General features: G+C 40.6%; 13 protein-coding genes. 5 read left to right on the forward strand and 8 right to left on the reverse strand.

The window, feature by feature from the left end; translation table 11 throughout:
• Positions 1-19: 19 nt before the first annotated feature.
• A complete protein-coding gene (locus tag I6N90_RS06890; RefSeq protein WP_197934707.1) occupies positions 20-943 on the reverse strand; it encodes an alpha/beta fold hydrolase in 924 nt (307 codons plus the stop codon).
• 86 nt (positions 944-1,029) lie between these two features.
• Positions 1,030-1,653 (reverse strand): TetR/AcrR family transcriptional regulator, encoded by a 624-nt coding sequence (locus I6N90_RS06895; RefSeq protein ID WP_197934708.1) that lies wholly within the window; start codon positions 1,651-1,653, stop codon positions 1,030-1,032.
• 195 nt (positions 1,654-1,848) lie between these two features.
• On the opposite strand from I6N90_RS06895, the gene I6N90_RS06900 reads away from it, so the two are divergent.
• Positions 1,849-2,118 carry a hypothetical protein gene (locus I6N90_RS06900; RefSeq protein ID WP_197934709.1) on the forward strand — a complete coding sequence of 90 codons (270 nt, stop codon included), beginning with the start codon at positions 1,849-1,851 and terminating at the stop codon, positions 2,116-2,118.
• A gap of 506 nt (positions 2,119-2,624) precedes the next feature.
• On the opposite strand, the gene I6N90_RS06905 is transcribed toward I6N90_RS06900, so the two are convergent.
• Complete coding sequence (locus I6N90_RS06905; protein WP_197934710.1) at positions 2,625-3,437, reverse strand: TrmH family RNA methyltransferase; 813 nt, start codon at positions 3,435-3,437, stop codon at positions 2,625-2,627.
• A 174-nt stretch (positions 3,438-3,611) separates the two neighbouring features.
• Between I6N90_RS06905 and sspI the strand changes: the two genes are divergently transcribed.
• Positions 3,612-3,848: a small acid-soluble spore protein SspI gene (gene sspI / locus I6N90_RS06910; protein WP_197934711.1), complete on the forward strand. Its 237-nt coding sequence runs from the start codon at positions 3,612-3,614 to the stop codon at positions 3,846-3,848.
• On the opposite strand, the gene I6N90_RS06915 is transcribed toward sspI, so the two are convergent.
• Positions 3,845-5,074, reverse strand: a complete 1,230-nt coding sequence (locus tag I6N90_RS06915; protein WP_232242569.1) for an alpha-D-ribose 1-methylphosphonate 5-triphosphate diphosphatase — start codon at positions 5,072-5,074, stop codon at positions 3,845-3,847. The genes sspI and I6N90_RS06915 overlap by 4 nt on opposite strands.
• A 135-nt stretch (positions 5,075-5,209) precedes the next feature.
• The gene (locus I6N90_RS06920; protein ID WP_197934712.1) at positions 5,210-5,767 is read right to left on the reverse strand and encodes a GbsR/MarR family transcriptional regulator; all 558 of its coding nucleotides are present in this window, start codon (positions 5,765-5,767) and stop codon (positions 5,210-5,212) included.
• Positions 5,768-6,020: 253 nt separating this feature from the next.
• Here I6N90_RS06920 and I6N90_RS06925 point away from each other — a divergent pair, with 253 nt between their 5' ends.
• Genes I6N90_RS06925 through I6N90_RS06935 form a run of 3 tightly spaced genes read left to right on the forward strand, consistent with a single transcriptional unit; the run spans position 6,021 to position 8,959 of the window.
• Positions 6,021-7,214, forward strand: a complete 1,194-nt coding sequence (locus I6N90_RS06925; protein WP_197934713.1) for a quaternary amine ABC transporter ATP-binding protein — start codon at positions 6,021-6,023, stop codon at positions 7,212-7,214.
• 1 nt (position 7,215) lies between these two features.
• The gene (locus I6N90_RS06930; RefSeq protein ID WP_197934714.1) at positions 7,216-8,052 is read left to right on the forward strand and encodes an ABC transporter permease; all 837 of its coding nucleotides are present in this window, start codon (positions 7,216-7,218) and stop codon (positions 8,050-8,052) included.
• 25 nt (positions 8,053-8,077) lie between these two features.
• On the forward strand, positions 8,078-8,959 hold the full coding sequence (locus tag I6N90_RS06935; protein ID WP_197934715.1) for a glycine betaine ABC transporter substrate-binding protein: 882 nt from the start codon (positions 8,078-8,080) through the stop codon (positions 8,957-8,959).
• Positions 8,960-9,141: 182 nt separating this feature from the next.
• On the opposite strand, the gene I6N90_RS06940 is transcribed toward I6N90_RS06935, so the two are convergent.
• The 3 genes from I6N90_RS06940 to I6N90_RS06950 form a co-directional block, all read right to left on the reverse strand.
• Positions 9,142-10,209 (reverse strand): undecaprenyldiphospho-muramoylpentapeptide beta-N-acetylglucosaminyltransferase, encoded by a 1,068-nt coding sequence (locus tag I6N90_RS06940; protein WP_197934716.1) that lies wholly within the window; start codon positions 10,207-10,209, stop codon positions 9,142-9,144.
• A 119-nt stretch (positions 10,210-10,328) separates the two neighbouring features.
• Positions 10,329-12,458, reverse strand: coding sequence for a serine hydrolase (locus tag I6N90_RS06945; RefSeq protein ID WP_232242570.1), 2,130 nt, complete (start codon positions 12,456-12,458; stop codon positions 10,329-10,331).
• Between the two features lie 174 nt (positions 12,459-12,632).
• Positions 12,633-14,552 carry an FAD-dependent oxidoreductase gene (locus I6N90_RS06950; RefSeq protein WP_197934717.1) on the reverse strand — a complete coding sequence of 640 codons (1,920 nt, stop codon included), beginning with the start codon at positions 14,550-14,552 and terminating at the stop codon, positions 12,633-12,635.
• Positions 14,553-14,707 lie beyond the last annotated feature (155 nt).

Raw genomic sequence — 14,707 nt, forward strand, 5'->3', positions numbered from 1 at the left:
ATGTTCCTTATAAATTACCCTAAACGATACCATCTGAAACAAACATCCCTACATCTGTCTCGTGCCCTAAAAGAAAACGAAACATCTCATCATGTATATCATCTGGTTGTTCCATATTAATGCCATGCCCCGTCTTCGGTACAATCTTGTAATGATATTGCCCATCTTCAAGCAATATAACAAACGTTTTATCAAGAACTTTAACATGATCTCCAATTAGAAAATATAGCTTATCCCTCACAGCCATTCCCTTTTCCTTATCGTATTTCTCTATTTGATGAGGAAACATCGCCTTTTGATTATGCGATTTCATAACTAAAATCATATGCTCTGCGAGCAAGGGATACTTTTCAAATACGTCAGAGTGCGGTGAACTCATCTTTTTTAAAATGTTAAGCATGTTTCGTTTTGTCGGAAGTAAAATTTGTGGAAACATAAGCAACATTGTCCGGATCATGGACTTCATTGGATTCGTAATTATTCCACCCTCCATACAGACCGCTCCCCAAACTCGATCAGAATACATCGTAGTGAATTGATAGGCCATATAAGCGCCATGTGATACGCCAGCTATATAAATTTTATCCAACTTGAAATAGTCGATAATTTCATTTAACCAATCCATCGTATTAAAGGACGCCTTAGTAAAATGTTCATTCGGAACTGTTTTGCCTGGGCCACCCATCGTATCAACAGCGATACAATAATAACGGCTCGACAAAACCTTTATGTTCAGCGCCCACATGACAGCGGAATTATCTCCGACACCATGGAGTAATAATAGCGGCGGGTTATTTTTATTTCCTGCTGTTGTACAATGAGTCGTTCCGCATCGAGAGTGAATCGTGTGTGTGATTACATCTGTCCCCCACATCTTCATTACTTGATCATAAGAATGTAATACTTGAAGACGTTTTTTCTCACTTTTGAACGATTTAATCATTTACACTTCAGCTCCCTCCGAATAATAAAATGTTGCTCATCTATCACTTTCACAATAAAAAGAAGTGCCACTTATGCAAAAAAATACTACTTACGCAAAAAACGAAGCACTACTTCCGCCGACGGGAATGGCAGCTCGCTTGTTGTCTGTATCTTAGAAATTCCAAGCCCTTGTATAAAGGAAAAATAAGTTATAGCAAGCATAAAAGGATCTCCTTCAACGATTTCACCATCTTGCTGTCCTTGAATAACAAGTGGGATAAAATGTTTGAACGGCTCAATCGCATTTTCTTTGGCTACTCTCTTTGCTTCCTCAGGTATAGACTCCGAAGTGGTTGTCTGTAGTAATATCAATCGCCAGTGTTGCATAGCGATGCTGTCTGCTGACATAAAAGCCTCAGTTAACCATGTGATTTTTTGGATAGGTGAGCCAATCAATTGTGATGCTTGATAGACCGACCTTCCCGAGCCCAAAGTGGCAAGTTCAACAATTTTAGTGAATAGCTCATCCTTGGATTTGAAATACGTATAAACATAACCTTGGCTGAACCCTGCGCTTTGCGCGATATCTTTAATCTTTGTGCCAGTGAACCCTTTTTTCGAAAATACCTCTATCGCATGCAAGATGATTTGCCGCACGGCTTTATCTTGAACATCTTCTTCGAAACCTTTCAAAAACATTTCCTGTAACTGTGCACTTTGAGTGGACATGTAGCAACTCCTCGCATTGTCTTTGAATGAACGTTCATTCAAATTGTAGCATCGAATGGGTAGTTTTGTAAATATTGTATGCATGGATTGTTTACTAATTTCTCTACCCCAGCTCGTTTTTCCCTGCTATAATTTTCAATACACTACTGTCATTTGGAATTTGAACTCATCTAAGAATAGAGAGGAAAAAGAACGATGAAAACACCACCAAGATGGCAATGCGAGGAACCAGGTTATTATATTACATTACCTAACTGTCACGAGTTAACTTCCTATGGTGAAATAATTATGGATGAAATAATAGAACACTTTACCGAAGAACGTTCCAAAACAAATGAAGACGGCTATGCATGGATTATAGTTGATATCCAAGAGTTGCAATATGATTTTCACGAATTTTATAAATTTCTAATTAAGATGGACGAATATAGGAAGCAAGGATTTCATATCGATACAACTTTCTAACATGCATCATTCACTTCATTTATGACTTTGACATACGCCTAGCACTTCACCATCATTCGTAGTTACCATCAATTACTCCACCTATCGAGATCTGATAGCAGCACCACCTCTAACGAACTGAGCAAGCCTTATTTGATCAAAATGAGCTCATTCCTAGATTTAACGAATCGCAGAATCGTTATTTCACGAAAATGAGCTCCTTTCCTATAATAAACGACCACTTAACGCCAATGAAGTTCGTTAGAAAAAATTCAATCCATTATTCACCACTATAAGATCAATACGGTTCGTTAGAAAGACTCGTTAGCCAAAAATAATTACGGGTATATCCCAATCCGAGTAGTAATACCATCAACATCGGTTAATTGAGAACATTCTACTATAATTTTCAAGAACTTTAAAATATAAAAAAGACTGTAGCTTGATCGATAAAAGAATCGACTAGTTTCCAGTCTGTGATGTATAGAGAACTGTTTTTTACCATTAAAACATCTATTATCTTCTAGTTAAACTCCCCGCTGCCGCAAAGCTTCAAACAACAAAATCGTCGAAGCCATAGCCACATTAAGTGACTCCGCTCGGCCCGCCATTGGAATAATAACAGCTTCATCAAGCTGTTCACGCACGTGCTGTGACAACCCCTCGGATTCGTTCCCCATAAGCAGCCATGTTGCCCGCTTCCAGTTATAGCTATAGCAGCTATGTTCCGCTTGCAAGCTTGTCCCAACTAATGTCGCTCCATGAGCTTTAGCCTTAGGCAACAGCTCCGAAAGATCTCCCTCCACTATCGGCAAGTGGAACAATGAACCCATCGTTGAACGAACCGACTTAGGATTGTACAAATCTACACAACCTTTACCAAGCACCACTGCATCTGCCCCAGCTGCATCAGCACTTCTAATGATTGTACCCAAATTACCAGGATCACGAACCCCATCTAGCACAATTATCAAAGAATCTTCCCCGAATAACTTTTCTTCGCTAATTTCAAGCTTATTCAGTACAGCAAATACAGGTGGAGGCGTATCCGTTCCGGTACATTTCGCCATAATCGCCTTCGATGTGCTGACCCACTCAATTCCAGGAGTGGAAGCATAACTCTCTTCTTTTAGTTCATGTGGAAGTCCACGTTCCTCATCAAAAACAATTTGCTTTACCTCTGCCCCAGCCTTCAGAGCTTCTTGAATTAAATGTACACCTTCAATAATAAATTGATTAGTGCGGTCACGATACTTTTTATCAAGCAAAGACGCCCATTGCTTTACTCGTTCGTTCTGAAGTGAACCGATATATAGTTGTTTGTTCTGGAAATTATTCATCTTATTTGTTACCTAACCTTCCGCTTAAGACAGTGACTTTTTTCCCCTTACCTTACCCGTGTGTCCCGTCTTTCTTTCGTCCATTATAACATAGTCGGGCGAACGGGATGGACGACATTGTTGTTGGGCATAGTAAAAAAGCAAAAAATCTGATTTCTTCAGGAGGGTTATCCATTGACTTTGATCGATCTGCGCCAAGCCATAGTTAACCGTGTCCAAGAAAACTCAAAAGAGCAGCTAAATGAAGTGATTGAAGGTTCCATCGGACACGATGAACGTGCTTTACCTGGTCTAGGTGTATTATTCGAGATGATTTGGAAACAATCCGATTCATCTCAGCAGACCCATATGGTTGAGTCCTTATATGAACATCTTCATCAAGAAGGTACAGAAAATCCATCTCCATCTTAATACCTGACCGTTGCGGAGAACACACTAACTCCTCCGACGATCGTTTCTGTCACCCATGGTAAACCTTCATATCGATCTACAATGATGATATCGGCGGCTTTGCCTATTTCGATTGATCCATAAGCTTCATCTATCCGAAGCGCCTGTGCTGGATGAAGGGAGGCCATTCTGACTGCTTCTGGCAGTTCGACAACCCCTTCATCCGCAAGCTTAAAAATAGCTGCAAGCAACGACGAAGGATGATAATCCGAGCACAATATTGCTGCAGCGCCCGCTTTAATGGCATCGACCGCTCTTAGATTGTTATCGTGTGAAATGCCGCGAACGACATTAGGTGCTCCTACACATACGTCTATCCCTAGCTCTGTTGCATGTTTAGCAGTATCCAAATCAATTGGAAATTCACTAATACTTACGCCAAATCCCTTTGCCTCATCAACTTTATCTGGTGAATCATCATCATGTGATGCAACTGATATTCCGCGTTTTACGGCAAGTTTACCGAGTCTTTTCAGTTGCTCCCAATCGACTTCATGCTGTTTCCTAATCAAATTCTCCACAATAATTTGTACCTCTTTCGGAGAAACACCTTGATTTTTCATCACATACTTTTCAAAAGAACCCGGCTCCTTATACTGACCTTGCCCAGGTGAATGGTCCATATAAGACAAATAATGAATTTTACCCTCTTCAAGAAACCTCTTCAAAATCGGAATACCTTCATGATGGGACACCTCAAACCTCAAATGTATCCGATTTCGTATCATTGCTCTTTTGCCATTATAACGATGAATGAGTTCTATCATTTCTGTGAGCAGATGATCACCTCTAAGACTCAGTCCTACTCCTAACGATAAGGAATGATACATCGTCGTAATGCCATGCAGCGGCAGCTTTCTTTCAAACTCGAGCAACGCCATCTCTAATGGAAATAGTGTATTGGGCCGAGGCTGCGCCTCCTTCTCAATCGCATCACAATGAATATCGATAAGACCAGGTAATACAAATCGTCCGACAGCATCAATTAACCTCTGTTCACCTTGCTCAGCAAAACACTCCTTCATCTCAGCAATATCATCCTCTTCTTGCAAGATGGCTGTTATTATCCCTTCTTCTACTACTAATGCCCCATCTACAACTACATCCTTCAGCACAATTTGTCCATTCATAATCAGCATACGGCAGTCCTTGCTCGTTCCATCGTAACTATTATTACCCTGCATCATTACGGCTCTCCCCTATTGCAAAAGAAGTGGTGGCTATAGCATTCCACAATTAACGAAATAGTTGCATTTCCGGCAAAATGAACAAAAAATAAAATAACCGCAGAATTTTTCTGCGGCTGAGTAACGATATAATTGCTAGTCTTCTTTAGGTATGAAGTCGTAAATCTCACCTGACTCAAACGATTCAATCAGTCGATCAAGCCATTTATAATACTTGAGTGCTTCCTCATTCTTCCCTTTATCACTTACAAGCAACTTCATGAAAGCTTCGTCCGCCTCATGTTCCACCATAAGTAAATCAAGTTCCTTAATGCTTCTCCTAAGAACACTTTTGTTCATCTCAACGGCTTTCCGCCACTTAATGGAGAAGAAATCAGAAAAGTTTTGGTGCCAATCGGGAACGACCTCGTACAAATCTTTACGTGAGCCCTTACCCCATACTTTATTGATCATCTTCAAATCATACAACGTTCGCATCCCTGTACTCATTGACGTCTTACTCATCCCCATCGTTTCGCTCATCTCATCCAGCGTGACAGGTTCCTGGTTAAAATACATATTTCCATATAAATGACCGATCGAGGATGTGATCCCATACAAGTCCATATTTTTCCCAATTGAATCAATTACGCGTCTTCTTGTCTGTAGCAACTTCACGCGTTGCTCGTCCGTTAATGCCGCTAGTTCATTCATAATGTCCCTCCCAAGAAGTACCCAATATCCTAAAAAACTCAATATCGTTATTGTAATCAAATGTAGATTGATCTGTAAAGAAAACGATCTAACTGAAAAAGGGAGTTATACGGAGCATACAGTACGTAAAGTTTGTAAAGTTATAACTGTACGCTTCTTAGCAAGGCTCACGCTCTTTGACCGTAACAAAGATATCCATTTACACTTAGGGAGTCGAATTTTTCCAAAAAGAAACACGAAAGGGGCGCATAATATGACAATTATAGAAGCCAAACGGTTAACTAAAGTTTTCGGAAACGATCCAAAAAAGGCTATTCCATTACTAGATAAAGGGTGGTCGAAAGAAAAGATTTTGAAGGAAACAAAGATGACTGTAGGTGTAAATCAAGCTGATTTCACTATTGAAGCAGGTCAAATCTTTGTCATCATGGGTCTATCCGGTAGTGGCAAATCGACGCTTGTACGTTTATTAAATCGATTAATTGAACCTACGGCCGGACAACTATTATTCCAAGGTAAAGATGTAATGCGTATGACATCAGAGGAACTAAGACAGTTCAGAAGGAAAAATGTCGGGATGGTATTTCAGAAGTTTGCTCTATTCCCTCATCGAACAGTTATTCAAAATATTGAATACGGCCTTGAAATTCAAGGCATCGAAAAGAAAAAGAGACGAGAAATGGCTATGCAATCATTAGAACTCGTTGGGCTTAAAGGTTGGGAGAACAGTTATCCCGATCAGTTAAGTGGAGGTATGCAACAACGTGTTGGACTAGCTCGCGGACTTGCTAACGATCCTGAAGTTCTATTAATGGATGAAGCGTTCAGTGCACTCGATCCGTTAATACGCAAGGACATGCAAGACGAATTGTTGGAACTCCAATTAAAAATGAAAAAAACGATTGTATTCATCACACATGATCTTGATGAAGCCCTTCGTATTGGCGATCAGATCGCTTTAATGAAAGATGGCAATATCGTACAAATCGGTACACCAGAGGAAATCCTTATGCAACCTGCAAATAGATATGTTGAACGGTTTGTAGAGGATGTTGATTTATCTAAGGTGTTAACTGCTGCCCATGCGATGGAGAAGGCGGAAACCATCACCATTGACAAAGGGCCGCGAGTGGCGTTGCAATTTATGCGCGACCGAGGCGTGTCCAGCCTGTATGTCGTTGACAAAGCGATGCAGCTATTTGGTATCGTTACGGCTGAAGACGCGTCGACCGCGATTAAAGAGGGTAAACGATTAGAGGATGTTATGCAGCGTGACATGCCAACTACCTCGCCAGACTCTCTGCTTAATGAACTGTTTGAATTAATGGGCAACTCAAAGCTACCTGTAGCGGTAACAGATTCAACTGGAAGATTAAAAGGTGTTGTTCTTAAAGGTGCCGTTTTAGCTGCACTTGCTGGCACATCCGTACTAGAAGGAGGTGCTTAATATGAATCTTCCTAAAATTCCATTAGCAGATTGGATTGAAAGAATTGAAGTGTGGCTTGAGAGTAATTTATCTCCCTTCTTTGACTTCATTAGTCTCATTATCGGAAGTACAGTAAGCAGTCTCGAAAGTGTTCTAAATGGGCCGCCTGCTTTAGTTATAATCGCACTATTTGCGACACTCGCATGGTATCTTGGCAAATGGAAGATGGCTTTATTCACGACAATAGGCCTTCTGTTAATCGATAATCTTGGTCTATGGAGTCCAACGATGCAGACGCTGGCACTAGTTCTTACGGCTGCATTCATCTCGGTTGTTATCGGAGTTCCTATCGGCATATTGTGTGCAAGAAACAATACGGTACAGCGAATATTTACTCCAATGCTTGATTTTATGCAGACGATGCCAGCATTCGTTTATTTGCTTCCTGCAGTAACTTTCTTCAGCCTTGGTGTCGTTCCCGGTGTTATCTCGTCTATTATATTCGCTATTCCACCTACCATCCGAATGACGAATTTAGGTATTAGACAAGTTCCGTCAGAGCTAGTTGAGGCTGCCGATGCATTTGGTTCAACACCTGCGCAGAAGCTATTCAAACTTCAACTTCCAATCGCTATGCCAACAATGATGGCTGGTATTAACCAAACCATTATGTTATCCCTGTCTATGGTCGTTATCGCCTCTATGATTGGAGCACAAGGTGTCGGAGCTTACGTCTACCGTGCCGTTACACAAGGCAAAACAGGTGTCGGCTTTGAAGCTGGACTAGCTATCGTTATTTTGGCAATTATTTTAGATCGTCTTACACAAAAAGTTATTCAACGTACTAAAGCCAACTAACTTATTAAAACTAAGGAGTGGTCCAATGAAATTTAACAAAATAAGCGTAATTGCAGCTGCTACTATGGTGTTTGTATTATTGGCAGGTTGTTCAAACGGTGGAGGTACTAGCTCAAATGGTGCTAACAAAAAACAAATCAAACTAGCCTATGTAGCTTGGGATTCCGAAATCGCAAGCACTTATGTTGTAAAAGAAGTTTTGGAGCAACGACTTGATTATAAAGTCGAGATGCTTCAAGTTGATGCCGGCCCAATGTGGTCCGGTATTTCGAATGGAAGTGCAGATGCTATGGTAGCCGCTTGGCTTCCAACAACTCATGCTACTTATGCCGATGATAACAAAGGGAAATTCGAAGATTTAGGACCAAACTTAGAGGGTACAAAGCTTGGCCTCGCAGTTCCATCCTATATGGACATTGCAAGTATTGAGGATTTAGATGATACTGTCGGCAAAGCAACAGATTACACGATTATTGGCATCGAACCTGGCGCTGGTCTAATGACTGCAACCGAAGGCGCACTTGAGCAATATGGTTTAAAGGATAAGTGGAATCTTCTTCCCAGTTCCTCAGCCGCTATGACCAAAGAGCTTGAAAAAGCTTATAAAAATAAAGAATCTATTATCGTAACAGGATGGACACCGCACTGGAAATTTGCCAAGATGGATCTGAAATATCTTGAAGATCCTAAGGGTGCATATGGGAAAGACGAACAAATTCATACGATCGTTCGTACTGGACTTAAAGAAACTCAGGCTGAAGCTTATGCATTCCTTGACTCCTTTGCGTGGTCCCCTGATGACATGGCTAAAGTGATGATAGCTATTGAAGAAGGCTCATCCCCAGAAGATGCAGCTAAACAGTGGACCCAACAAAACGGTGATAAAGTAGATGCTTGGCTCAAGTAAACCTATTAACACTACTCACCTTACTTTAAAATAATTTCTTAACCAATGAACTTTTCGTTATAAAACAAATAACCGCCCATGGAAACGAACGCTCTAACTACTAAGTAAGACTCTTTGAAAAAAGTGCGACTCTTGTAGGTCTGGGCGTAAACGTAGCTGTAGGCGGTTGTTTTATTTTATCGTTATTTTCTTTTTATTTCATCAATCCAATCACATAGAGCAGTCAGACTATCCGATCCTTTACGAACACTCATTTGATCGATATAGGTTTGTCGGTTTTCGTATAATTTCTGTACGTGTTCCACCAACGTCCGTTCCTCAAGATTTTCTTCATAGAGTACGTCGCAATATCCTGATCGCCGAAAGGACTCGGCATTCAGTATCTGATCTCCCCTACTTTGCCCTTTGGGCAATGGGATTAGCAACATAGGCTTATGCAATGCTAGAAACTCGAATATCGAGTTTGAACCCGCACGTGAAATGACGATGTCTGTCATCGCTAATAGGTGTGGCAACTCATCGGTTACATACTCAAACTGTTTGTAATGGCCAGAACTCATCGAACTAACATGCCCATTTTTTCCGCATAAATGAACAACTTGGTAAGTTTCAAGTAAACGCGGAAGTGCTTTACGTACAACTTCATTTATCCGTTTGGCACCCAGGCTTCCACCCATTATAAGCATAACTGGCTTCGCTCTATTAAAGCCGCATAGCGCTCTGCCTTTTTCTGCATTGCCTTTGATTAAATCTTCACGAACGATAGGGCCAATATATCTACATTTGTTTTCTGGAAGTGCATCGACTGTTTCTGGGAAAGTTGTACATACTCCCGTCGCGAATGGAATCGCAATTCGATTTGCAAGCCCTGGTGTAAGATCGGATTCATGGATCAGAACAGGTACCTTATTTAACCATGCACCAAGCACAACTGGAACAGATACGAAGCCCCCTTTGGAAAAAATGACATTCGGCTTCTGCTTGTTAATAATACGATAAGCCTGGTAAAGTCCCTTCACGACGCGGAAAGGGTCCTTCACATTGTTCCAATCCATATATCTGCGAAGCTTTCCCGTTGAAATAGGGAAGTACCGCACGTTTGGAACAGCTTCTATTAGTTGCTTCTCAATTCCGTTTACCGATCCTATGTAATCCACGTTCCAACCTTTCTCAACAAAACGAGGAATTAATGCAAGATTTACTGTAACATGCCCAGCAGACCCGCCTCCAGTGAACAAAATGGTTCCCATATCGTCAACCACCCATCATCATATTTCATCTTCATCATTATACGATGATCGAATAAATATATCACTGCATGAAAAAAAGGATCTCCGCTCTGGAAGATCCTTTTTCATTTTTTATTTCCTTAAGCCGCCTTAGGCGCCTCTTTTTCTTTTTCTTTGTCTTTCGCTTCTTGTTCTTGCTTAAGAGCTGCAACGATTTGATCAGTAGGCTGTGTTAGCATAGCGAAATAAATCGCGGCTTCCTCTTGACGATTTAGCAACTGCTTAGATTTAAAATCAGCTGCGCCTTTACTGTCTTTTTGTACCTCTGGGCCATGGAGACCAAGTGCAACTAACATCTTAACTGCTGGAATTGCCCATTTATCCGTCTTACCTGAAAGTTGAACAGATTCGAAAAGCTCAGCTGGATATTGAAGAGCCAAAAGACGCCCCATCATAACTGCCGCTTCCTGACGAGTAATTGGTTTATCTGGGTGGAACAACCCTTTTCCATTACCTGTAACCATACCCAATTCAACTGCCATCTGAATAAATGCAGCAGCTTCATGCTCCTTTATATCAGTAAAAGCAAGCTCAGTTGTTTTACTGCCTTTAACATTACTAAGCTCAAGCAAGTTCTTCACATACTCTGCTCTAGTAACTGATTTTTCAGGATTGAAGCTTTGAGTTGCATCGTTAGGAATGTGGCCTAGCGATTGTAGCGTTAAAATTTGTTTAGCGTATGGGTGCTCCTTATTAATATCGGAGAATCCTACCGCAACAGCACCTTTTTTCGAGTAGCCCATCGGATTAAGATAAGGCTCTTTCATATAAGAAACATTTCCTTTATCGTCTAGCTTGAATGCCGTAAACTGATTAGAAATACTATCCACAAATAAATTGTCATCTACTTGTTTCAATGGACGAGTTCCCATATATACATCCGTAATAACGAGATCTCCTTCGCCTTCTGTTCCAAGCGCAGATACTAGAACATCTAAGCGAAGATCAGAATAATAACCGTTGAATTTGCTCAATTCCTTTTCATCCTGTGCAACATATGGGTCCAGCTTAACAGGAGCACCATATTGCGGGAAGAAGGTTGAAATAAATTGTCCATATAAGAAATTACGAAGAATGCCTCTTTGGTTATAAGTAATAAACACACCTGTATTTTGTTCAGGAATTAAAAACATATAAGAGCTTGTACCTAATAAATCGCCAGCTTTAGTAATAATTTTGGGACTGCTGCCTGCACCTGGCAATTGGAATGGAGCTTCAAAGCCATATGTAGTGTCCGGCAACAATGGATGGATCGACGAACGATATTGTTCCATAGAATCAACTGTACTTTCCGTTAAAATACGGTTAGTACCTGCTGCTCCTCCGTTTAAGAACGCAATCATAAATTTACCAATATCCTCAGAAGTCGATAACATACCTCCCGCAGGCCAAGTCGTTGGATTTACAGCATATGGAGAAACTATACCAGCAGCGTTATATTCGACAGCTAGATTTTCCTTAAGCTTATCTTCCAATAAAAATCCACTATTATTCATTTGAAGAGGCTCGAATACTTGCTTCTCCATATATTCAGCGAATGGTACTCCACTTACTTTTTCAACAACTAATCCTGCTAGTGTAGAAGCAAAATTGTCATACAAATAGGAAGTGCCTGGCTCACGAACGACAGGTGGCATATTAGCCTTTACATAATCTTCTAGTTCAACAACTTTGTCGAAATCTTCATGGACATCTTCCTGCTGTACATCCTGAATTTGAAAACCTGTAGTATGAGTAAGCAAATGCCCAATCGTAACTGGAGTATTAAATGGATTATCGAAAGTAAGACCCGTTACATATTTCGTAAAGTCATCCTTCAAACTAACTTTTCCTTGTTCTACTAATTGCATAAGTGCTGTTGCAGTAAATGTTTTGGATACAGATGCAACTCTGAACACAGTAGAAGCTGGGTCAACTGCCGTCTTCTTTTCTTTATCTGCAAAACCATAACCCTTCTGAGCAAGAACTTTGCCATCCTTTACAATTACAACAGATGCACCTACATAGTGAGGTTTAGCTTCTTCTGCTGCAAAAAAGTCGTCAAGAAATCCCGTCGCACTTGCTGAATCTAGCGTTTTAGCTTTTGGTAAAGCTACACCAGTGTCAGCACTAGCATGGATGGTAGGTGTCAGTAGACTAACTGACAACACTGCTGCTACAACTGTTTTCGCCCATAAAGAAGGCTTTTTTAATACAGACAACTTGTTCAAAATGATAGTCACTCCATTCCTTTTTCTTCTTTTTTCACAACTCTATTATACGATATAATAGACTGCTAGTTTCAATAATTTAACAAACAAAAAGAAACTAATTGTCGTATATTACCTAACAATTAGTTTCTTTTGTATTACTTGTATTACATTGTTAATACTGTCCAGATAAAGTTAATAAGTTACTCCTGTTGTTGCAACTACTGCATCTTTAAAGAGCATATAAACGTCACCGTTCGTTAATTTGTTGCGATCTTTAATTAGTGCAAGCGTTGCTTCAGTAACTACACCTTCAGAAACTAGCTTATCAAGCGCTCCCTCGCGGGCCGCACCGTCTGTCATAGCTAGCGCAATTGTGTACGCTGCTTGCTCTAACGTTAATGCTCCAGTCTTAGTTGCATCATCCATCTCTGCAACTGCTGCTTCGATTGCTGAAGGGAATGCTGTAGGATGTACTTTCGCAACACCCTTCATATTTTGAAACATACGTTGTGGATTGGAATCCGCATCAAGCGAGAAGTCGTTTTTGTAAGCACCTTGTGCAATTCCCATACTTGCTGCTGCTTTTAATCCTTCGTAAGCAGGGTGTTTAATGAATGCATATGGTTTTGTCTCAGGTGCTTTCAAATCCATACCTTGTTCTGTTAAACGCTCTTGCAGTTGTTTAATCAATTTCTCAGATGCTGCTAGCTCACGAGTAGTAATACCTTCATCCATTGCTAGCTTAATTGCTGCCCCAGCAGCTTGACCTGTTGCCATTCCAAGTGGAACAACACGTGCGCTACCATGCGGCAACGTATCGAAGCTCGCAGAACGTCCAACAACTAGCAAGCCGTCTATTGTCTGAGGGACAAGGGTACGGAATGGTACGCCATAAAACTTCGGAGCCATAAGTACTGCCCCAGTGTCATTAGGTGAAGTACTTTGAATATCTACAGGATAAGAACCGAACGCGATATCATCCCAATGTGAACTTTGTTCCAGTAAATCAATCATAGATAAACGATATTGTCCTACCAAATGTCTTGTCTCACGGATATACAACTCGGAAGCAAGATCTCCAAGTTCGATGTCCTTAAGTTCCGGGTAAAGTTTCTTCATATGAGCAACCATAAGTGGAATTTCTTTGCGTGCAATTTCATAGGCTTCGTCAATCGATGCCTTATTAAATGGATCTACACCGAAAATTTGAACGGCATTTATGAGCATAGAATTATCATTTTGACGACCAATGTTCAAACCGCGGGAACGAATACGCTCTGGGTTAGTGGATGGGTAATTCCACATTTCTGTATATCCCCAAGCACTTTCTTCATTTGCTCCTGTACCATCGTTATCATCACTGTTAAGTGTTTTTTTGATGCCTTCCCATACCTCAGGCGTAACGCCAGTCAACTTGTACACCGGAGTTACAGCCATTAGCTGCTTATCGTCACCGATATCTTGACGTCCGAATGTAAATTCTGCACCTGCTGCAGCTGCGAAATCAGCATCCTGCGTAGCATCGATAACACCTTTTGCTACGATTTGTTGCTCTTTACCTTCCGCATTCGTCAGCTTCACACCAGTTACAACAGTACTATCAGCCTTTTTTTCTAGAATAGGTTCAATCGATTTTAATCCCATTCTTACTTCAAGATTTGGCTCGCCTTCAACCATCTTGTGGAAAGCATTCGTCGCTGTCGTAATGTCGAACGAGTCTCCCTCAATTTGGTCGAACCATTCTTTAAATAAACCTTTGTTGTAATAGTCTTTACCATTTAATGAACGATTCATATCAAGACTGTTCAGCCATCCTATTGTAAACAATCCACCTAATACTTTACGCTCTTTTCCGTCTATCAAAAGAGTTTTCAGTCCATTTCGCGCAGCTGATACTGCAGCTGTAACGCCTTCTGGATCTGTACCTACTACAATGACATCATATTGTTCTTTAATAACTTCAACCTGAGGAAGTTCTGTAATTGGCGTAGATGTTGGAGATGGTCCCGTCGGTTTGTTTGACTTTGTTAAAGCCTGTACTGCGAATAGAGACCCAATAACAACTAGCAATACTCCAATAAATAATAGCGGCATTAATTTACGATTTTTCATAACGTTTTTTGAAACACTCCTTTGTTAGCAATAAATCTATCATTTTTGTCATAATCTCTATTAGTCTACCAAAGATTTCGCCATGATTCGATGTTTTCTCTTAGAAAAAGCTTAATTTTTTATTTCCATATTCATAAATAAATCAAAAAATCCCC

It is taken from the genome of Paenibacillus sp. GSMTC-2017 (assembly GCF_016019935.1).
GTDB lineage: Bacteria > Bacillota > Bacilli > Paenibacillales > Paenibacillaceae > Pristimantibacillus.

Bases quoted from the DNA above. Each gene is read 5' to 3' on its own strand.
- I6N90_RS06890 (WP_197934707.1), bottom strand. From the start codon at position 943: ATGATTAAATCGTTCAAAAGTGAGAAAAAACGTCTTCAAGTATTACAT.
- I6N90_RS06895 (WP_197934708.1), bottom strand. From the start codon at position 1,653: ATGTCCACTCAAAGTGCACAGTTACAGGAAATGTTTTTGAAAGGTTTC.
- I6N90_RS06900 (WP_197934709.1), top strand. From the start codon at position 1,849: ATGAAAACACCACCAAGATGGCAATGCGAGGAACCAGGTTATTATATT.
- I6N90_RS06905 (WP_197934710.1), bottom strand. From the start codon at position 3,437: ATGAATAATTTCCAGAACAAACAACTATATATCGGTTCACTTCAGAAC.
- I6N90_RS06915 (WP_232242569.1), bottom strand. From the start codon at position 5,074: ATGATGCAGGGTAATAATAGTTACGATGGAACGAGCAAGGACTGCCGT.
- I6N90_RS06920 (WP_197934712.1), bottom strand. From the start codon at position 5,767: ATGAATGAACTAGCGGCATTAACGGACGAGCAACGCGTGAAGTTGCTA.
- I6N90_RS06925 (WP_197934713.1), top strand. From the start codon at position 6,021: ATGACAATTATAGAAGCCAAACGGTTAACTAAAGTTTTCGGAAACGAT.
- I6N90_RS06930 (WP_197934714.1), top strand. From the start codon at position 7,216: ATGAATCTTCCTAAAATTCCATTAGCAGATTGGATTGAAAGAATTGAA.
- I6N90_RS06935 (WP_197934715.1), top strand. From the start codon at position 8,078: ATGAAATTTAACAAAATAAGCGTAATTGCAGCTGCTACTATGGTGTTT.
- I6N90_RS06940 (WP_197934716.1), bottom strand. From the start codon at position 10,209: ATGGGAACCATTTTGTTCACTGGAGGCGGGTCTGCTGGGCATGTTACA.
- I6N90_RS06950 (WP_197934717.1), bottom strand. From the start codon at position 14,552: ATGAAAAATCGTAAATTAATGCCGCTATTATTTATTGGAGTATTGCTA.